The sequence below is a fragment of the Pedobacter jamesrossensis genome (assembly GCF_042650905.1).
Lineage (GTDB): Bacteria > Bacteroidota > Bacteroidia > Sphingobacteriales > Sphingobacteriaceae > Pedobacter > Pedobacter jamesrossensis.
Map to the genome: position 1 here is coordinate 20,770 of NZ_JBHSBY010000013.1, position 18,226 is coordinate 38,995.

Annotated in this window: 20 protein-coding genes; 12 read left to right on the forward strand and 8 right to left on the reverse strand. The window is 35.5% G+C overall.

Annotation, left to right across the window (positions count from 1 at the left end; all coding sequences use genetic code 11):
* Positions 1-3: 3 nt before the first annotated feature.
* Entirely contained in the window at positions 4-930 is a 927-nt protein-coding gene (locus tag ACFOUY_RS01905; RefSeq protein ID WP_378958752.1) for a TIGR01777 family oxidoreductase, read from the forward strand.
* A 132-nt stretch (positions 931-1,062) separates the two neighbouring features.
* On the opposite strand, the gene ACFOUY_RS01910 is transcribed toward ACFOUY_RS01905, so the two are convergent.
* The 5 genes from ACFOUY_RS01910 to ACFOUY_RS01930 form a co-directional block, all read right to left on the reverse strand.
* Positions 1,063-1,311, reverse strand: a complete 249-nt coding sequence (locus tag ACFOUY_RS01910) for a DUF4834 family protein (protein ID WP_378958753.1) — start codon at positions 1,309-1,311, stop codon at positions 1,063-1,065.
* An 89-nt stretch (positions 1,312-1,400) separates the two neighbouring features.
* Entirely contained in the window at positions 1,401-1,598 is a 198-nt protein-coding gene (locus tag ACFOUY_RS01915; protein WP_378958755.1) for a YwbE family protein, read from the reverse strand.
* An 86-nt stretch (positions 1,599-1,684) separates the two neighbouring features.
* Positions 1,685-3,727 (reverse strand): excinuclease ABC subunit UvrB, encoded by a 2,043-nt coding sequence (gene uvrB / locus ACFOUY_RS01920; RefSeq protein ID WP_378958756.1) that lies wholly within the window; start codon positions 3,725-3,727, stop codon positions 1,685-1,687.
* Between the two features lie 343 nt (positions 3,728-4,070).
* Positions 4,071-6,443 (reverse strand): M1 family metallopeptidase, encoded by a 2,373-nt coding sequence (locus ACFOUY_RS01925; RefSeq protein WP_378958757.1) that lies wholly within the window; start codon positions 6,441-6,443, stop codon positions 4,071-4,073.
* A 12-nt stretch (positions 6,444-6,455) separates the two neighbouring features.
* Positions 6,456-7,040 (reverse strand): HupE/UreJ family protein, encoded by a 585-nt coding sequence (locus tag ACFOUY_RS01930; protein WP_378958758.1) that lies wholly within the window; start codon positions 7,038-7,040, stop codon positions 6,456-6,458.
* 90 nt (positions 7,041-7,130) lie between these two features.
* Between ACFOUY_RS01930 and ACFOUY_RS01935 the strand changes: the two genes are divergently transcribed.
* The 10 genes from ACFOUY_RS01935 (at position 7,131) to ACFOUY_RS01980 (ending at position 15,466) form a co-directional block, all read left to right on the forward strand.
* Positions 7,131-7,643, forward strand: a complete 513-nt coding sequence (locus tag ACFOUY_RS01935) for a DUF6702 family protein (RefSeq protein WP_378958759.1) — start codon at positions 7,131-7,133, stop codon at positions 7,641-7,643.
* A 140-nt stretch (positions 7,644-7,783) separates the two neighbouring features.
* The gene (locus ACFOUY_RS01940; protein ID WP_378958760.1) at positions 7,784-9,034 is read left to right on the forward strand and encodes a DUF7033 domain-containing protein; all 1,251 of its coding nucleotides are present in this window, start codon (positions 7,784-7,786) and stop codon (positions 9,032-9,034) included.
* A gap of 8 nt (positions 9,035-9,042) precedes the next feature.
* Positions 9,043-9,687 carry a uracil phosphoribosyltransferase gene (upp, locus tag ACFOUY_RS01945; RefSeq protein WP_378958761.1) on the forward strand — a complete coding sequence of 215 codons (645 nt, stop codon included), beginning with the start codon at positions 9,043-9,045 and terminating at the stop codon, positions 9,685-9,687.
* A gap of 76 nt (positions 9,688-9,763) precedes the next feature.
* A complete protein-coding gene (locus tag ACFOUY_RS01950) occupies positions 9,764-10,459 on the forward strand; it encodes a YjjG family noncanonical pyrimidine nucleotidase (protein ID WP_378958762.1) in 696 nt (231 codons plus the stop codon).
* Between the two features lie 22 nt (positions 10,460-10,481).
* Positions 10,482-11,006, forward strand: a complete 525-nt coding sequence (locus ACFOUY_RS01955; RefSeq protein ID WP_378958763.1) for a DinB family protein — start codon at positions 10,482-10,484, stop codon at positions 11,004-11,006.
* Positions 11,007-11,033: 27 nt separating this feature from the next.
* Entirely contained in the window at positions 11,034-11,684 is a 651-nt protein-coding gene (locus tag ACFOUY_RS01960; RefSeq protein ID WP_378958764.1) for a hypothetical protein, read from the forward strand.
* A gap of 32 nt (positions 11,685-11,716) precedes the next feature.
* Positions 11,717-13,036 carry a flippase gene (locus ACFOUY_RS01965; protein WP_378958765.1) on the forward strand — a complete coding sequence of 440 codons (1,320 nt, stop codon included), beginning with the start codon at positions 11,717-11,719 and terminating at the stop codon, positions 13,034-13,036.
* Positions 13,033-13,680 carry a class I SAM-dependent methyltransferase gene (locus ACFOUY_RS01970; protein ID WP_378958766.1) on the forward strand — a complete coding sequence of 216 codons (648 nt, stop codon included), beginning with the start codon at positions 13,033-13,035 and terminating at the stop codon, positions 13,678-13,680. The genes ACFOUY_RS01965 and ACFOUY_RS01970 overlap by 4 nt, the downstream gene beginning before the upstream one ends.
* A 14-nt stretch (positions 13,681-13,694) precedes the next feature.
* A complete protein-coding gene (locus tag ACFOUY_RS01975; protein ID WP_378958767.1) occupies positions 13,695-14,456 on the forward strand; it encodes a class I SAM-dependent methyltransferase in 762 nt (253 codons plus the stop codon).
* 95 nt (positions 14,457-14,551) lie between these two features.
* Positions 14,552-15,466, forward strand: coding sequence for a glycosyltransferase family protein (locus ACFOUY_RS01980; RefSeq protein WP_378958768.1), 915 nt, complete (start codon positions 14,552-14,554; stop codon positions 15,464-15,466).
* A 35-nt stretch (positions 15,467-15,501) separates the two neighbouring features.
* Here the strand turns inward: ACFOUY_RS01980 and ACFOUY_RS01985 are convergent, their stop codons facing one another.
* Positions 15,502-15,741 carry a hypothetical protein gene (locus ACFOUY_RS01985; protein WP_378958769.1) on the reverse strand — a complete coding sequence of 80 codons (240 nt, stop codon included), beginning with the start codon at positions 15,739-15,741 and terminating at the stop codon, positions 15,502-15,504.
* Positions 15,741-15,950 carry a DUF2683 family protein gene (locus tag ACFOUY_RS01990; RefSeq protein WP_378958770.1) on the reverse strand — a complete coding sequence of 70 codons (210 nt, stop codon included), beginning with the start codon at positions 15,948-15,950 and terminating at the stop codon, positions 15,741-15,743. Before ACFOUY_RS01990 ends, ACFOUY_RS01985 begins: the two co-directional genes overlap by 1 nt.
* Before the next feature lie 53 nt (positions 15,951-16,003).
* On the opposite strand from ACFOUY_RS01990, the gene ACFOUY_RS01995 reads away from it, so the two are divergent.
* The gene (locus tag ACFOUY_RS01995; RefSeq protein ID WP_378958771.1) at positions 16,004-17,455 is read left to right on the forward strand and encodes an alpha-L-fucosidase; all 1,452 of its coding nucleotides are present in this window, start codon (positions 16,004-16,006) and stop codon (positions 17,453-17,455) included.
* Here ACFOUY_RS01995 and ACFOUY_RS02000 read toward each other — a convergent pair whose 3' ends face one another.
* Positions 17,456-18,205 (reverse strand): class I SAM-dependent methyltransferase, encoded by a 750-nt coding sequence (locus ACFOUY_RS02000; RefSeq protein ID WP_378958772.1) that lies wholly within the window; start codon positions 18,203-18,205, stop codon positions 17,456-17,458. It abuts the gene before it with no gap.
* Positions 18,206-18,226: the final 21 nt, after the last annotated feature.

Genomic DNA, 18,226 nt, shown 5'->3' on the forward strand with positions numbered 1-18,226 from the left:
ATCATGAAATATAATAAGATAGTTTTAGCAGGTGGTAATGGCTATTTAGGTGGTGTTTTAGCCAAGCATTTTAGCAGCATAGCTGATGAAGTAATCATTTTCTCAAGAAAACAAAAAGCTGATGAGGGTAATATTAAAACCTTGTTATGGGATGGCAAAACTGAAGAAAATTGGATTAATGAATTAAACAATGCTGACTTACTTGTAAACCTTTGTGGAAAAAATGTGAACTGCAGGTACACTGCAAAAAACCGGGAAGAAATTATAAATTCAAGAGTTATACCTACAAATTTACTGAACCGAGTTATTGATAAATTAGCTAATCCTCCTTTGCTATGGATTAATATTACTTCTGCAACTATTTATCGCCATGCAGAAGATGAGCCACAAGATGAGTTAAATGGAGAAATTGGTTATGGCTTCTCTATAGATGTTTGCAAAATATGGGAGCGAGCATTCTTCCAACCTACTAATCCTAAAACTCGCAAAATTGCTTTAAGGTTAGGTATCGTTTTGGGAAGAACGGATGGCGCTTTCCCAAGGTTATTGAATTTAGTTAAATTAGGAATGGGCGGAAAGCAAGGACATGGAACACAATATGTTAGTTGGGTACACGAACAAGATGTTGCTTTGAGTATAGAATGGCTTTTAGGTAAAGGAGAAATAAAAGGCATAGTTAACTGTACCGCTCCGAATGCTATTAAAAACACAGAACTAATGAAAACGCTCAGAAAATCTTATGGAATACCTTTCGGTTTACCTGCTCCAGCCTGGCTTTTAGAGATTGGCGCAATAATTATTGGTACCGAAACAGAATTGATTTTGAAAAGCCGATGGGTGAAACCGGGCGTGCTATTAGATTCTGGCTTTAAGTTTCAGTATGGAAATATTGATGAAGCGGTGCATGATATTTTAAGTTTGAGGGTTTAGAAAGTAGAAATTTCCTCTTCCCGTCATTGCAGTAATCTTAATGTATCAGCTAAACTAGTAAGATTGCTTCCTGCCTCACAATGACGATTTTTATAAAACAAAAAATCCTGATTTTCATCAGGATTTTTAATTTTATTTAACTTCTTCGTAATCTACAAAATCACCGAGTTTATCCGTTTTTCCCTGGTCGGGTTTTGGCGGCATATAATCGATAGATATAGACCCTTCAGGCTTTCTTCTAGGCTGTTGCGCTTGACCGCTTGCTTGCTGTTGCATTTTGCTTGCAAGGTTGCCAAACAACATTGGTAAAATCAATCGAATTAACATTCTGATGATCCAAAGCACCAATATTGCGATAAAAATGAACTTAATTAATCCCATTCTAAATTTTAAATGTTATACAAATATAGACGTAGCTATAATTATTATGTTACTTTTTGCAAGTTTAATTGCATTTTAATTACAATTAATTAACCTTCAACAATTTCGCAAACCCTACCCACTTGCCCATCATCAAGTCTAACTTTAATACCTCTGGAGTGGAATGAAGATGAAGTTAATAAATCTTTCACAATTCCGTAGGTAACATTTCCGCTTCGCTGGTCCTTTTTTAAGATAATTCCAACTTCTAAACCTGGGAAAACATCTTTTCTATTTTGTCCGTCCATATTCGCCAATTTCCTGCAAAAATAGTTTTTGAATGCTAATTATCGATAAAGTCTTTGTTTTTAATTGAAACAAACTTATTAAATCTTTATTTCCCAAATTTCTCCGCAAACATTTTCTCTAAGGCAAACATTTCATCACGCAGTTTAGCCGCTTGCAAGAAATCCATATCCTTTGCTGCCTTTTGCATATTTTTTTTGGTGTTATCAATAGCTTTCTGCAACTCAGCCTTGCCCATATACTGCACAATTGGATCGGCAGCAATGCTGATTTCTGCATTTTCTATATAAGCTCTGGCTTTATTATCGCTCGCTTTTTGAGAGAAATCTAAAACAGATGTCTGCTCTAAAATTGCCTCACGGGTTTTACCAACAGTCATTGGCGTAATTCCATGTTTTAAGTTATAAGCAATTTGGATATCTCGACGGCGATTCGTTTCAGAAATTGTTTTCTCCATACTATCTGTAATACCATCGGCATACATAATTACACGACCTTTATCATTTCTTGCAGCACGACCAATGGTTTGAATTAAAGATTTTTCAGAACGAAGGAAACCTTCTTTATCGGCATCTAAAATAGCTACTAAAGTAACCTCAGGTAAGTCCAAACCTTCTCTTAACAAGTTAATCCCTACCAAAACATCAAACTCCCCTAGCCTTAAACCACGAAGAATTTCTACGCGTTCTAAAGTTTTAATTTCGGAGTGAATGTAACGGGTTTTAATATTTAATCTATCGAGGTATTTTGTTAACTCTTCGGCCATTCTTTTGGTTAATGTTGTTACCAAAATACGGCCTCCCTGTTTTATTGTAATATCGATTTCATCTAATAAATCATCAACCTGATTAATCGCTGGCCTGATTTCAATAACAGGATCCAATAATCCCGTTGGGCGAATAACCTGCTCAACCACTACACCATCAGATTTTTCCAATTCATAATCGGCAGGTGTTGCACTTACATAAATGGTTTGTGGCGCCAAGGCTTCAAACTCGGTAAAATTAAGCGGACGGTTATCTAAAGCTGCCGGTAAACGGAAACCATATTCTACTAAAGACAATTTACGCGACCTATCGCCGCCATACATCGCTCTAATTTGAGGAACGGTAACATGACTTTCATCAATAACCATTAAATAATCATCCGCAAAATAATCGAGCAGGCAGAAAGGGCGCATGCCGGGCGAACGACCATCAAAAAAGCGTGAATAATTCTCAATACCAGAGCAATAACCCAATTCCTTCATCATTTCGATATCGAAATTGGTTCTTTCTTCCAATCTTTTCGCTTCTAATAAATGCCTGTCGGCAATAAGTTGATTTTTTCTAATTTCTAGCTCTTCCTGAATTCCCCAAATAGATTGGTTAAATCTATCTTTTGGCGTAACGAAAAGATTAGCAGGATAAATTGCCATATCTTCTAATTTCTCAATAGTTTTCCCTGAAACCGGGTCTATAGCAGAAAGCTCTTCAATGTCATCGCCGAAAAAAGAAACCCGATAAGCATGATCTAAATATGCCGGATAAATATCAACCGTGTCGCCCTTAACCCTAAAAGTTCCACGTTTAAATTCTGTTGTGGTTCTGGCGTACATAATCTCTACCAAACTATGTAAAAACGAATTTCTTGATATTCGAAGACCAACACCAAAACGAAAAACCATTCGGGAGAAATCTTCGGGATTACCCATACCGTAAATACAGGAAATGGATGAAACCACAATAATGTCTCGCCTACCACTCATTAAGGAGGAGGTTGTGCGTAAGCGCAGTTTTTCTATTTCTTCGTTTATGCTTAAATCTTTTTCTATATAAGTATTGCTTGATGCGATGAAAGCTTCAGGCTGATAATAATCGTAATACGATACAAAGTAATTAACCGAATTTTCCGGAAAGAAGTTTTTAAACTCGCCGTAAAGCTGGGCTGCCAACGTTTTATTATGACTTAAAATAAGTGTTGGTTTTTGAGTCTGTTCGATAACATTTGCAATTGTAAAAGTTTTACCAGAGCCAGTTACACCTAACAAAGTCTGGTAATTTTCATTTGCATTTACGCCATCTACTAATTGTTTTATGGCTCCGGGTTGATCTCCGGTTGGTTGATATGCTGAAGTGATTTTGAATTTCATAGACTGTATCAAATATACGATTTTGAGCGTAAAGACTAAACAGCAGAAAGTCAGGAAAGTTAGCTTTTAGATTTAACAAATTACCAGCATTATTGAATAAGTAGAGGTTAATATCCAATACTCTGATAATAAAGACATACTCCTTTTATAGAGTTTTAAAAAGCATTAACCTAGTAAATCGAAAGTTAAACTTTCGATTTACTAGGTTAATTTATGGATTTGAATTACGTTAATATTTTACCTGAAATTCAAAAAAAGAGCATCTATCATAATTTCAGCTATTCAAAAATTTATGCTACAGCCACCTTTTTGAAAATACCGAGCGGAATTCTGTACCATGCTTTTATTTACCCGCTGCTTTCTGCATTGGGTTCATGCCTACAGATTGACCACGAACAGATGAAGCTGCTTTAGCTTTAAAAACTTTAAACTTGCTTTCTTTAGCTTTGCCACCCCAAGTGTTGTTGCTTGTATCAATATCAGCCGTTTCTCTGAGTGGATCGATTAAAATAGACTCCACTTCTTTATCCTTTACGTAAAACTTAGATGTTTTCAACTCGTTATGTCTCCAAATTTGAGCAGGGATACGGTCTATTTCCTTGCTACCATCCTTGTAAGTAAATTCTACAATAATGGGCATTACCAAACCGCCTTTGTTACTAAAATCTAATTCATAAAAGAATTTGTTCTCGTATTTCTTTTGCTCTGCATCTGCTACAACCTCCAAAGGCATTGAGCCTTGAGTTTTAACTGCAGTGGCTGTATCAACAGAAACTAAGCCTCTATCATATTTATAGTAAAAATCTTGTGCTGCAGGTGTTTTATCTACGTAAAAACTAACTTTTTTATCCTCACGATTCCTGATTTTAGAAATATCCTGAAAAGCATTAACCGCAGGTTTATCCACCTTAACCATTCTTGCTCTGGCTTCAGGAATTGTTGTTGGAAAATCTGCTTTGGCAAATTTAACGGTATCCAAAGCGATATCGCAAGGTTCAGTTCCAAAGAACCAACCTCTCCAAAACCAATCTAAATCCTCTCCGCTAGCATCTTCCATTGTGCGGAATAAATCTGCTGGTTGTGGATGTTTAAAGGCCCATCTTCTTGAATATTCTTTAAAAGCATAATCAAAAAGTTCTCTACCCATAATGGTTTCACGAAGAATATTTAAACCAGTTGCAGGTTTTGAATAAGCATTGGGACCGAAACGTGTGATATTTTCCGAATTGGTCATAATTGGCTCCAACTCATCCTTTGGTAGTTTCATGTAATCAACAATAGTGTATGCTGGTCCTTTTTTACTTGGAAAGGTATTATCCCACAGTTCTTCCGTTAGGTATTCTACAAAGGAGTTCAAACCTTCATCCATCCAGGTCCATTGGCGCTCGTCACTATTCACAATCATTGGGAAGAAATTATGCCCAACTTCGTGAATAATTACGCCTAACATACCGTTTTTAGTACTTTCACTATAAGTTCCATCTGCATCTGTACGGCCATAATTAAAGCAAATCATCGGATATTCCATTCCGTTTGCTGCCTCAATACTTTGCGCAACCGGATAAGGATAAGGGATTGTAAAATCAGAATAGGTTTTAATAGTGTGTGCCACGGCACGGGTTGAAAATTTACTGTATAAGTTATAGGCTTCCTTTCCGTAAAAACTCATACACATTACCGTATTATTATTTGCCGCAATTTTTTGAGGCATTGCATCCCAAATAAATTTACGCGAAGAAGTCCATGCGAAATCGCGAACATTGTTTGCCTGAAAGACCCATGTTTTAGTCCCTGTCGCTTTTTTACTTTCTGCGGTTTTTGCCTCGGCAAGGGTTTGAATTTCTACAGGAGCTGTTGCGGTTTTTGCAGTATTATATCGGCTTAATTGCGCAGGATTTAAAACAGCGCTGTAGTTTATACATTCGCCGGTAGAACCAACCAAATGATCTGCAGGCACGGTCATTTGTACTTTAAAATCGCCAAATGTTAAGGCAAATTCGCCTCTACCGGTAAACTGATGATTCTGCCAGCCTTGAAAATCGCTATACACACATAAACGTGGATACCACTGTGCCATGGTAAATAAATAATTTCCATCTGCTGGGAAAAACTCGTATCCACCTCGACCGCCAACAGTCATTCTATCAGTAATTTTGTAGTTCCAATCGATATTGAAAATGTATTTTTGCCCGGTTTTTAAAGCTGCCGGCAAATCAATTCTCATCATGGTTTTATTTACGGTATAGCTTAGTTTTTTGCCTGTAGCATCGGTAAGTTTAAGTACATTGATACCATTACCATTATTTGTGGTTTCACTTAACTTATCTATGCTTTGCGTTGTACCAACTGACGGCATTTTCGTCGCATCCTGATAGTTGGCATTTTTATCTGTACTATGCTCATTTTCATCAAGCTGTAACCAAATATAAGTTAAAGGGTCTGGCGAGTTGTTTGTATAAGTAATAGTTTCACTGCCTTTTAAAAGCAGGTTTTTCTCATCGAGTGTACATTTAATGTTATAATCGGCACGTTGCTGCCAGTATTTTACGCCTGGCGCACCACTTGCTGTACGCTGCTCGTTAGGGGTTGGCAGAATTGTCCCAAGCTGCTCAAATTTATTCCCGTGATTACTCCCTGGATTATTTTGGATGTTCTGAGCCATTGCCAAGCTTCCTGAAAAAAGCAACAGACCTGTTAATGTAAATAGTTTATTCATTTTTATATTTTATTAAAAGGGAATTCTTTCTAAAGCCATTTTTAAAGCCAGGCTAAATACGGCTGCAGATACAAATAAAACCCAATCTCTGCGTTTAATATTGGTGTAGCTAAAAATAATAAAAGTAAGCGCTAAAATTAGCACAACTACAAAAACTTGTCCCGCTTCTAAGCCCACGTTAAAACCGAAAAGTCCCCAGCCAATGTTTTGGTCTTTTGCTAGCATCATTCTTATCGAATTGGCGAAACCCATCCCGTGAATCAATCCAAATACTAAAGCGAGATAATAATTTATTTTAACTGATTTTAGCGAAGAGCCTTTTCCGAACAAATTAATTACTGCGGTAATTACAATTGTACAGGGAATTAAAAACTCTACCCATTTGCTATCAAATCTTAAAACATCGGTAATGCTTAAAAATAAGGTTAACGAATGCCCAATTGTAAAAGCGGTAACTAATATCAAAACTTGTTTTAAGTCTCTGTAACTATAAATTGCAACAAGTGCTAATACAAAAAGCTGATGATCTAAAGCGTCGGCACTTATAATATGTTCCCAACCTAATTTAAAGTAGAAGATGAAATCTTGTAACGGCATTATAAATAATTAGCTTTATGGATTGAGCTTTAGTATTTTTGAAGGCCTAAAATTAAAGTTTTAATTGCACAAAAGTTAAAAACAGTAAAAATGCATTTGTTAAATACCAAATTTGTTACCTTATTTTTAGTTTTCACTCTATTTGGCTTATCAAATAAGGGTAAGCACCCGCTTCATGTAAGTACAACTGAGGTAAACTTTAATTCAAAAGATAAAACACTCGAAATAAGCTCGAGGATTTTTAGTGATGATTTTGAAGCAATACTTGGTAAATTGTATAAACAGAAAACGGATTTAGCAAACCCGGCGCTAAAAACACAGATGGATGCTCTTGTAAGGAAATACATGCTTTCTCATTTACAAGTAAAGGCAAACGGCAAGCCTGTCAGTTTAAATTATATTGGCTTTGAAATAGACCATGAGGCTACTAATATTTATATGGAAGCCGAAAAAATTTCTTCGCTTAAATCGGCAGAAGTTAGCAGCACCATTTTATACGACATGTTTGATGACCAGATGAGTATCGTTCATTTGGTTAAAGGCGCAACAAGAAAAAGCAGTAAAATTCTATACCCTGATAAGAGTTTCTCTGCAAACTTTTAATTGTAATTATTGTATTAGTTATTAAAATACTGTTAATTTTATTAAATCCCCCTTAAGTTAAGGTTTTGTGAAAAGGCAATAATTGGCAGGATAAATTGTTTGTTATCTTAGTTTATACTCTCCCTATTGCTAAAATAAGTATGCACATAATTATCTTTTCCCCTCTACTTACGCCAAGAATTAAATATATCTTCAATTTTATATTTAAAGATATTTTAAGAGCGGAGGTAGAATTTACTGGTAATAGTGAATTTTTTATCCAAAGTGAGCATGCCAAAATAAGCTATGCAGACAGGCCACTTGGCGATGAATTATTTTTCAAAAATACAGCACTGCTGTTATCCAACAAGGTTGAAGAGCCTAAACTCAAAACTATTTCATTTGGCGATTATATTGTTCCTTTCCCTGTTGAAGAATCCGCTTTACCCTTTGATGTTTTTGCTGCATCTTTTTTCATCATTAGCCGTTATGAAGAATATTTGCATAAAGAAAAACCCGGTGACAACTTTGAGGCTAAAAACAGTTTTCAATATAAGTGGAAAATATTAAAAAGACCGATAATTGATGAATGGGCATTGATTTTAAAGAATATGATAAAGAAGAAAAACCCTTCTTTTAAGTTTTTCGAAAAAAAATTCGTTAATCAACCAACCATAAACCTTACTTTGAGGCCTGATGTTCCTGCTGGATTTTTGCCGAAAACAAAGTTCATCTTCTCATCAGTCTTCAATAAAAAACAAAAATATTTAAGCACGTTATTTGATGATTTTACAGGTTTGGGAACAGACAATAAAAAAGTTATTACCAGTTTAGACATACTGAAAATACAGCCTATTTATTTCATCAACTTTATTGAAGACGATAAAAACAGGTTAGCTTATGAAAAGAGCAAATTACTTTTAAGGGGAAAACAGATCGGCTTGCTAAAACCTTGTTCAGACAAGGAAACATCAACTTTTTTAAAAAAAGATTTAATAAAACTAGGTAAACTTCAAAATAGCCCTGTTAACCTGATAAGTCAGCAATTAGAGGCTTTAAAACTACCAGCTTGTTATTTAAATCTTGTTTCTACTGGTATTACTTCCGATTACTCGATGGGTTATGCCAATCAGGTAGGGTTTAGAGCAGGAACTTGTACGCCCTTCAGCTGGTATGATTTAGAGCTCGAAAAAGTTACGCCACTTAACGTAAAATCGTATTCGATAAGCGATACTGCAATTCATTATCTGAATATTACAGATGCAACACAAACAATTAGCAATTTTATAGATGCCGTTAAACTTGTTGATGGACATTTTTATACTTGTTGGCACCTTAAAAATTTATCAGAAAATGTTAAATTTAAAAAATGGAAAGCTATTTTTAACGAAATGTTAAAATCTGCGGGATAACTAAAATTATGATTTTCGACTTAAGCAAAACAAAATCAATAGCCAATACCTTCATCGCCGAACTTCGGGATGAAAATATTCAAAAGGATTCCATGCGTTTTCGCAAAAACCTCGAACGTGTTGGAGAATTTTTTGCTTACGAGATTAGCAAAACGCTAAAATTCACTTCGAGGGAAGTGATTACCCCATTGGGTACTTCACAATGCGATTTTCTAGAACAGCAACCTGTTTTAGCCACTATTTTAAGAGCGGGTTTACCTTTACAACAAGGCTTATTAAATATTTTTGACAAAGCAGAATGCTGCTTTATTTCTGCCTACCGGAAAGTTAAAAAGAATGGTAATTTTGTTATTCAAATGGATTACATTTCCTCTCCAGATCTTGATGGAAAAATATTAATCATGGCCGACCCGATGCTTGCAACAGGACAAAGTATGGTCATGTGTTGTAAAGAATTAATTAATCGGTATAAGATCGCTGAACTTCATATTGTATCGGCAATCGCCAGCACTGAAGGTATTGTGCATGTAAGAGCAAATTTACCTAAAGCGAAATTGTGGATTGGTGCAATTGATGAAGAAATGACAAGCAAATCTTACATCGTTCCGGGTTTGGGCGATGCCGGAGATTTAGCTTATGGCGAGAAAGTATAATTAGGACTTTATCGCATGGCAAGAATAGCTTAAAAGCTTTCAACAATTTTAACAACATTTTAACAATCCTTAAAAATTGCAAAACAAAAAACACATCTTCTTCGACCTTGACCATACCATTTGGGATTTCGACCGCAATGCAGAGGAAACTTTAAGTGAGCTTTTTCATACTTACAAGTTAAATGAACTGGGGCTCAGTTCTTGCGCTGATTTCATTACCACTTATACAGAAAACAATCACCAGCTTTGGGCAGATTACCATCTTGGAAAAATAACTAAGGAATTTTTAAGAGCCGAAAGATTTAGTAAAACTTTTATTCAGTTAGGCATTCATCCTGATGCTGTGCCACATGAGTTTGAAGATGATTATGTAAATATATCTCCAACAAAAACCAATTTATTTGATGGCGCAGAAAATGTCTTAGCATATCTTCAACAGAGATATACACTGCACATAATTTCTAACGGCTTTAAGGAAACCACGCTTACTAAGATGGATCTATCGCGGCTGAATCCATATTTTACAAATGTTATTATCTCCGAAGATGTTGGCGTTAATAAACCCAACCCTGTAATTTTCGAATATGCTTTAGATAAAGCAAAAGCATCAAAAGAAGAAAGCATTATGATAGGCGACAGTTTAGAAGCTGATATTTATGGTGCCTTAGGTTTTGGAATAGAAGCTATATTTTTCAATCCAACGAAAAAAGAAAAACCTGAAGACGTAAAAAAGCAAATCGTACACCTTAAAGAGTTATTAAGCTTATTTTAAACAGGATTAATTACCTTTAAGAATGACTGCTTCGAAAACAAAGGTTTCTTTACAACACATTGTAGGTGCGTATAAGGCAAAGCTATCTTCTTATCCTGATGAAATTTTTCAACTTACCCCACCCATAAACGGCTGGAGTTATAGCGAGGTTTATTCGCACATTTTCGATGCGAGTTTACTTTCATTAATCGCTTTAGAGCATAGCGCAAATGGAAAGGGAGAAGATAAACCTACTCATTTTGTTGTGAAATTAATTTTATTATTAGGCTCATTACCCCCAGCGAAAAAATATAAAGTACCCAAAAGGCTAATCGACAGGGTTAAAAAAATAAGTAAAACCCAGGCAATGGATTTTATTCTTGAATTTGAAAAAGCATTGGCTGATACTTATCCGCTTATTGCAAATGCCAATAAAAAATGTAAAACCAAACATCCCCGTTTAGGTTACCTGAATGCAGAACAATGGTTACGTTTTATAGAAATTCACTTAAAACATCACCTTAAGCAGCTTGAGCGTATTGAAAATAGTTTTCAGCTTAAAGCTTAATTCTTATATTTAAGAAAAATGCTGCTCATGAAAAATCTATTTTACTTCCTTACTGTAATCATATTTTGTGCTTGCAATAGTAAAAAAACTCCCAATCAGGTTATAACTGCTACTCCAACAGGTATACAAGGTTTGCAAAAGAATGTAGCAGTAATCAAAACAGATGTACCGGCAAAAAGTAGTTTAATTTTTAATCCACCTCACGGGCAAGCAGGTCATAGCTGCGATTTGGCCGTTGGCGCACCCTTAAATCAAATGGCTTCTGCAAAGCCCCAACAGATAATTCCACAAACTACAAGTACAGCTAAGGCAGTTAATCAAACTGGCAAGAATTTAAATCCAGCTCATGGCAAGCCAAATCATAGATGTGATATTGCAGTTGGTGCTACCTTAGATTCCAAACCCGCTCAAAAAGCTATAGCTAATCAGACTGTAAATGTTAATACTGCTAGCAGCAAAAAAGTTGCAAAAGGTTTAAATCCGGCTCACGGGCAACCAAACCACAGGTGCGACATAGCAGTTGGCAAGCCTTTAAATTCTAAGCCTGTGCAAAAAGCTGCTTCAATAAATTCATTAGAGGTTAAGAATTTAGAAGTGAGTAATGGTAGTAAATTAAATCCCAAACATGGAGAATCGGGGCATAGATGCGATATTGCGGTTGGCGCTCCTTTAACTTAAAACCTAAAGCATTTTTTTACATCTTTGCGTTAATGAAGTTACCCGTAATAAAAGGTTTTGATGAGGATGCATTTAACAAGTATTTAAAAAATGCTGGTTGGTTAATGTTTGGCAAAGCGCTTAGCCTTATCGTAAATCTTTTAATTGCCCGTTATCTTGGGCCAATTTTATTCGGAGACTTAAGCTTCGGTTTATCTTTGGTAGCTATACTTGCTGCAGTTGGTGCCCTGGGATTAGATACCTTTATTATTCGCGAAATTATTCAGGAACCTGCTAAACGAGATGAAATTCTTGGAACATCACTATGGCTTAGATTAGCTGCAAATGCATTGCTTATTCCCATTGCAGTTGGTGTTTACTTAATTAGTCATCAATTAACTCCAAATCCTGGCGAGCCACTAACCTTATTGGTCGGCCTGCTTGCATTGGCTTCATTCTTTAAATCATTTAATGTTATCGATGCTTACTTTCAATCGCAAGTTCAGTCTAAGTATGTGGTTCAAGTTCAAAACATCGGTTTAATCATCACTTCAGTTGTTAAAATTGTAATCATTACATTAAATCTTCCATTAATTTATATTGTATTTGCTTACGTTTTAGATGGCTTCATTCTTGCCGCAGGCTTGATTATCATCTATCAAAAAAGAGGACTAAATATCTTTAACTGGCATTTCAATAAAGAACGGGCCAGGTTCTTATTAAAAAAATCATCTCCATTAATCCTTTCGGCAGTAATGGTAACTATTTATATGAAAATAGATATCGTTATGCTAAAGAGCATTGGCAGTAAGGCTGTTGGTATATATAGCGCTGCTCAAAATTTAAGTGAAGCCTGGTATTTTATTCCAATTGCAATTGTAACTTCTGTATTTCCAGCTTTGTTAAATGCCCGGAAAACAGATTTAGACAGGTACCAAAAGCGCCTGGGCAATTTGTACGACTTATTGATTTACATAAGCCTGCCAGTTGCATTATTTATAAGTTTTTTTGCATCTGATATTATTCACATCATTTATAGAGGCAAATATGACGGGGCCGGGCCAATGCTATCTATCCACATCTGGTCTGGAATATTTGTATTTTTAGGAACGGCAAGCTCTCAGTTTTTGGTAGCTGAAGGATATACTAAAATTTCATTTTACAGAACCGCAGCCGGAGCACTTATAAATATTGGGCTTAATTTTTGGTTAATTCCTAAGTATGCAGGTGTTGGTGCATCAATTGCAACGCTAATTGCTTGCTTTGTTTCTACATTTTATCTTTTATTAATTCGAAAAACTCGTGGGCAAGGTATAATGATGTTAAAATCATTATTTTTGGTCACAGCATTTCAAAAAATATTTAAACGTTGAGTACTCTTAAAGCATTAACAGAACTGATTGCTAAACCTTCGAGGTTAAAAGCATTATTATCTTACGGACATAAAGGCTATTTGAACAGCATAGGCTGGTTCACTGCCTTTGATAGCAAACAAGCCGTAGATGGCAACGGCAAGGCTTTACCTTGGGTTACTTACTCTTTCATCGATTTTATTAGGGAAAGAATTAATAAATCTCAAAATATTTTCGAGTATGGCTCTGGAAATTCTACCATCTTTTATGCTGAAAAAGCCGGTACGGTAACTTCAGTAGAACACGATAAAAACTGGTTCGAGAGAGTAAAAAATACAAGTCCGGCAAACGCAGAAATGATTTACTGTGAATTGCATCGAGATGGCGAATACGCAAAGAAAGCCGCTTTGTTAAAAAAGAAATTCGACATTATTATTGTTGATGGTAGGGATAGAGTAAGATGCTGTAAATATAGCCTTGAAGCATTATCTGCTAATGGAGTTATTGTTTTGGATGATAGCGAACGCGAAGTTTACCATCCGGCAAGAATTTTACTTAAGGAGCAGGGATTTAAAGAAATCAGCTTTAGCGGTATCTCTCCGGGATTGTTTTACGAAAAGGCTACATCCGTATTTTACAAAGCTGATAATTGTTTAGGCATATAACCACAAATACACCAATGTTAAGCGAAGAAGTAAAAACAGCCTACGATAATTTTTATACGAACAGTGATGTTGCCTGGCGAATGCTTGGTGCAAAATATAAAGCTCAAAACATTGTTGATGTTTGTAAAAATATAAAACCTAAAAAGGTTTTAGAAGTGGGCGCCGGCGATGGCAGCATTCTCCATTTCTTAAATGAATGGAATTTTGCTCCGGAATTATATGCTTTAGAAATTGCGCAAAGTGGCGTAGATATAATTAGAGAAAGAAATTTATCTAAACTAAAAGAGGCACAAACTTTTGATGGTTATAAAATTCCTTATCAGGATGATGCGTTTGATTTAGTGATTCTTGCCCACGTTTTAGAGCATGTTGAGCACGAGCGAATTTTACTTCGTGAGTTAAAGAGAGTAGCGAAGTACGTTGTGGTAGAAGTACCCAAAGATTATCGGTTCGGCGTAGACCAACGCATGAAACATTTTCTTGATTATGGTCATATCAATATGTATACGCCAACCTCTTTAAGGTTTTTATTACAAAGTGAAGGCTTAGAAATTATAGAAGATAAAGTTTCTATGACAGCTCCCGAAACGGTAAAGTTTAATGAATTCGTTAACAGAAAAGCACCTAAAACTTTTACTAAAAACCTAAAAATCGAATTAGAATACCGTATTAAAAAGACACTCGGCAACTTTTTGGGCAGAAAAAAACAAGAGCAATTTGCAAATGCTTATACTGTTTTAACCAAAAAATCTGATTCTAGCCTGCAGATATTTTAACATTTTTAATGCTTTGGCTTGGCTGGCCTTAAATTCAAATAACGTCAAAATAAGTATTTGTTAAAATCAAAAACCTTCAACGGCAAACCAAAATCATGCAAAACCTTGCTCCAATAGCACTTTTCGTGTATAACCGTCCGCTGCACACCGAACGAACGATTAAATTTTTGCAACAAAATGAACTTGCTGCCGATAGCCGATTATACATTTTTTCTGATGGAGCAAAAACCAATCAGGATGATGAAAAAGTTACAGAGGTTAGGGCAATCATCAATAAAACTGAAGGTTTCAAATCAGTAAAAATAATCGAAAGAAAAGACAATGCAGGTTTAGCAAATTCTGTTATCGCTGGTGTAACGCAACTGATAAAAGACTATGGGCAAGTTATTGTTTTTGAAGATGATTTGGTTACATCTCCACACACCCTTACCTATTTTAACGATGCGTTAAACCGTTATCGAAGTGACGAAAAAGTAATGCATATTGGCGCTTACATGTATCCTTTGAAAGCAGAAAATTTACCTCAATCATTCTTTTACCGAGCAGCAACCAGCTGGGGTTGGGCAACATGGGATAGAGCCTGGGGAAATTTCGAACCCAACATAGATATCTTAATAAAGCAATTCGACGCAAAGAAAAAATCTGCATTTTCAATAGAAAATTCAATGAATTTTTGGAAACAAATGCAGGAATTTAAAAAAGGTAAAAATAATAGCTGGGCTATTCGTTGGTATGCTTCAATATTTTTAAAAGGGGGATTAACGCTAAACCCTTCTCAATCTCTGGTTAATAATATTGGTCATGATGGAACGGGGGTGCATTCTGGCATAAACGACATTTACAACGTGATTATTAACCCAAAACCTATTACTCAATTTCCAGAAATAATAGAGGAAAACAGGGAAGCTTATCAAGTTATTAAACACTTTCTAGCAAATAGAAAGGGAAATATGGTTTCGAGAATTAAACGCTTTATAAAAGAAAAATTAACCCAATATTTCTCAAAATAATGGGTCTTGACGGTTATCATAGAAACAGATAACCTCTACTTTTTCATTATTAATTCTGTACAAAATAGAACATTTGGATGAATGTGGTATTTACGAATTTGAAAATTATCTACTATAACTTGGTTCAAAAAAGGATCTGTTGCAATTAAATGTATTCCTTTTTCCACCAGATTCTGAAATTCAATTACTTTTCCAATGCCCCAACGTTCTAATAATTGTTCTGAAATAGAATCAAATGTTACTTCAGATTCCGGAGTAAATATTACCTCATACATTATCCGGCTTTAAAATGTTTTAATTTAAAAGCTTCAAAGGATATTGTTTCCCCATTATCAGCTTCATTAATACCTTTATCAATACTCCTCTTTAAATTATCAGTTATTGTGTTAGCTTGATTTTCAAAGTCAATATTTAATGCTTGCATAAATGCTTTAATTGCAGCAAGCTGATTTTCATCTTTTGGGTGTACAATTAATGTTTCCATATTATCAATTTTAACAAAAAATCATTAATTTACGTGCAAACTATTGATTCGAAATGAAAAAACTTACTGCTTTATTTCTTCTGATAAGTACATTTATTTTTGCCCAGAATCCACCGAAACCTTATGGTGCTCTACCATCTAAAAGGCAATTAGCTTGGCATGATATTGAGGTTTACGGTCTGATTCATTTTACGCCTACAACTTTCGAAAATAAAGAATGGGGATTTGGTGATGCTGATCCAAAAACATTCAATCCATCAGATTTTAATGCAGAACAAATTATAAAAGCTGCAAAAGCGGGCGGATTAAAAGGTATAATTCTAGTTGCCAAACACCACGATGGTTTTGCGTTATGGCCTACCAAAACAACCGAGTACAACATTACAAAAAGCCCTTTTAGAAATGGAAAAGGCGATTTGGTTAAAGAAGTAGAATCTGAAGCCAGAAAAAATGGTTTAAAATTTGGCATTTATTGTTCTCCATGGGATAGAAATAATGCACTTTATGGAACTGATAAATATTTAGCTATTTATCAGGCACAGCTTAAAGAACTTTACAGTAATTATGGTGAGCTTTTTATGAGCTGGCATGATGGTGCCAATGGTGGCGACGGATATTATGGCGGTGCAAAAGAAAAACGTTCGATTGATAACACAACATATTACGACTGGAATAACACCTGGGGCATAACACGTAAAATGCAACCAATGGCTAATATTTTCAGCGATATTGGTTTAGATATTCGATGGGTTGGTAGCGAAGACGGTACCGCTGCAGAAAACAGCTGGGCAACTTTTACACCGCTTCCTCCCGAAGGTAAAAATGTAGCTGTCCCAGGGCAGGCAAATTATCCTCAAAGCCCAATGGGCATTAGAAATGGTAAATTCTGGATGCCAGCTGAGTGCGATGTTCCATTGAGAAAAGGTTGGTTCTATCACCCTACAGAAAAACCTAAATCGCCTGAAACCTTATTTGATTTATACCTTCAAAGCGTTGGTCATGGTGCGGGTTTGGATTTAGGCTTAGCTCCAGATACCCGCGGGCAATTGCACAGTGATGATGTTGCGGCTTTGAAAAGTTTCGGAGATATGGTAAAACATACCTTCGCTACCAATTTAGCTAAAAAAGCGAGTATAAAGGCTAACAATATTCGCGGTAAAGCTTATGGAGTTGCTAATCTTTTAGATAATAATAAGCAAAGTTATTGGGCAACGGTAGATAACGTTCATACAGCAAGTTTGGAAATTGATTTAAATACTGATAAAACTTTCGACATCATCAGCCTTCAAGAATATATTCCGCTGGGACAAAGAATCGAAGAGTTTAACGTTGAGGTTTTTGAAAACAACAACTGGAAAAAAATCTACTCGGGCGAAAGTATCGGTGCGAAGAGATTAATCAAATTGGAAAAACCTGTTAAGGCTTCAAAAATTAGATTAAACATTACAAAATCGCCTGTTTGTATTACCTTGAGTGAATTTGGGGTTTATAAAAAGACAGAATAATTAAACTTTTTTAGCCTCCAAAATAATATATGGTGATAAACTTTTGCTTTCGAAAGGGATAATTTTTGTGAAAATTTTTCCACTTAGCCAAACTGCTTTTTTGAACAGACGAACGCCTGCAGATTTTTGATTTTCGTTTTCCAACCAAACACTAAAGCGACCAAAATAACCTGATTTTACTTCCTTCAATCCTGCTTCCTCACAGATTGATTTCAGTAATTCAGGGTTCATGCTATCGATATTATGCTTATCGTAGTTTTCTTTGTCGAAATTTTTCTGGAACCATCCGTTTACAGCTTTAAAATTTGGCAAGGTTATAAATAAGGTTCCTCCTGGTTTTACGAAGGCAATATGACGATTAATAATGTCGGCAGTATCATTAAAATGTTCTATTAAACCACAGCTTAACACTAAATCATATTGTTGTACGGGCTTGTAATTAAACAAGTCTGTTTCGATGATGTGGATATCTGACTCCTTTAAATCGTTCTCTTCTAAAAGTTCATTTACTACTGGCGGATGAACAAAATAATCTAAAAGCGTAACATCTAATTTTAGATATTTGTTTAAAAAAACTGCATAATAACCAGGAAAACCACCCAATTCTATTGCTGTCTTTACTTTTCCATTTTTTACAATCTCTGCCAACTGGCGATGAAATAAGTAGTTAGCTGGTAGCCGAACCGCAAGTCCTTTTTTACTTTCCCAATAATTTACCCAAAAAGCCCTGTCGGTTAATAAGTTTACCATGTTTTAAATTGATTCCAATCC

Bases quoted from the DNA above. Each gene is read 5' to 3' on its own strand.
- ACFOUY_RS01915 (WP_378958755.1), bottom strand. From the start codon at position 1,598: ATGGACGGACAAAATAGAAAAGATGTTTTCCCAGGTTTAGAAGTTGGA.
- upp (WP_378958761.1), top strand. From the start codon at position 9,043: ATGATTTTCGACTTAAGCAAAACAAAATCAATAGCCAATACCTTCATC.
- ACFOUY_RS01995 (WP_378958771.1), top strand. From the start codon at position 16,004: ATGAAAAAACTTACTGCTTTATTTCTTCTGATAAGTACATTTATTTTT.
- ACFOUY_RS01960 (WP_378958764.1), top strand. From the start codon at position 11,034: ATGAAAAATCTATTTTACTTCCTTACTGTAATCATATTTTGTGCTTGC.
- ACFOUY_RS01955 (WP_378958763.1), top strand. From the start codon at position 10,482: ATGACTGCTTCGAAAACAAAGGTTTCTTTACAACACATTGTAGGTGCG.
- ACFOUY_RS01925 (WP_378958757.1), bottom strand. From the start codon at position 6,443: ATGAATAAACTATTTACATTAACAGGTCTGTTGCTTTTTTCAGGAAGC.
- ACFOUY_RS01965 (WP_378958765.1), top strand. From the start codon at position 11,717: ATGAAGTTACCCGTAATAAAAGGTTTTGATGAGGATGCATTTAACAAG.
- ACFOUY_RS01990 (WP_378958770.1), bottom strand. From the start codon at position 15,950: ATGGAAACATTAATTGTACACCCAAAAGATGAAAATCAGCTTGCTGCA.
- ACFOUY_RS01975 (WP_378958767.1), top strand. From the start codon at position 13,695: ATGTTAAGCGAAGAAGTAAAAACAGCCTACGATAATTTTTATACGAAC.
- ACFOUY_RS02000 (WP_378958772.1), bottom strand. From the start codon at position 18,205: ATGGTAAACTTATTAACCGACAGGGCTTTTTGGGTAAATTATTGGGAA.
- ACFOUY_RS01935 (WP_378958759.1), top strand. From the start codon at position 7,131: ATGCATTTGTTAAATACCAAATTTGTTACCTTATTTTTAGTTTTCACT.
- ACFOUY_RS01940 (WP_378958760.1), top strand. From the start codon at position 7,784: ATGCACATAATTATCTTTTCCCCTCTACTTACGCCAAGAATTAAATAT.
- ACFOUY_RS01905 (WP_378958752.1), top strand. From the start codon at position 4: ATGAAATATAATAAGATAGTTTTAGCAGGTGGTAATGGCTATTTAGGT.
- ACFOUY_RS01980 (WP_378958768.1), top strand. From the start codon at position 14,552: ATGCAAAACCTTGCTCCAATAGCACTTTTCGTGTATAACCGTCCGCTG.
- ACFOUY_RS01985 (WP_378958769.1), bottom strand. From the start codon at position 15,741: ATGTATGAGGTAATATTTACTCCGGAATCTGAAGTAACATTTGATTCT.
- uvrB (WP_378958756.1), bottom strand. From the start codon at position 3,727: ATGAAATTCAAAATCACTTCAGCATATCAACCAACCGGAGATCAACCC.
- ACFOUY_RS01910 (WP_378958753.1), bottom strand. From the start codon at position 1,311: ATGGGATTAATTAAGTTCATTTTTATCGCAATATTGGTGCTTTGGATC.
- ACFOUY_RS01930 (WP_378958758.1), bottom strand. From the start codon at position 7,040: ATGCCGTTACAAGATTTCATCTTCTACTTTAAATTAGGTTGGGAACAT.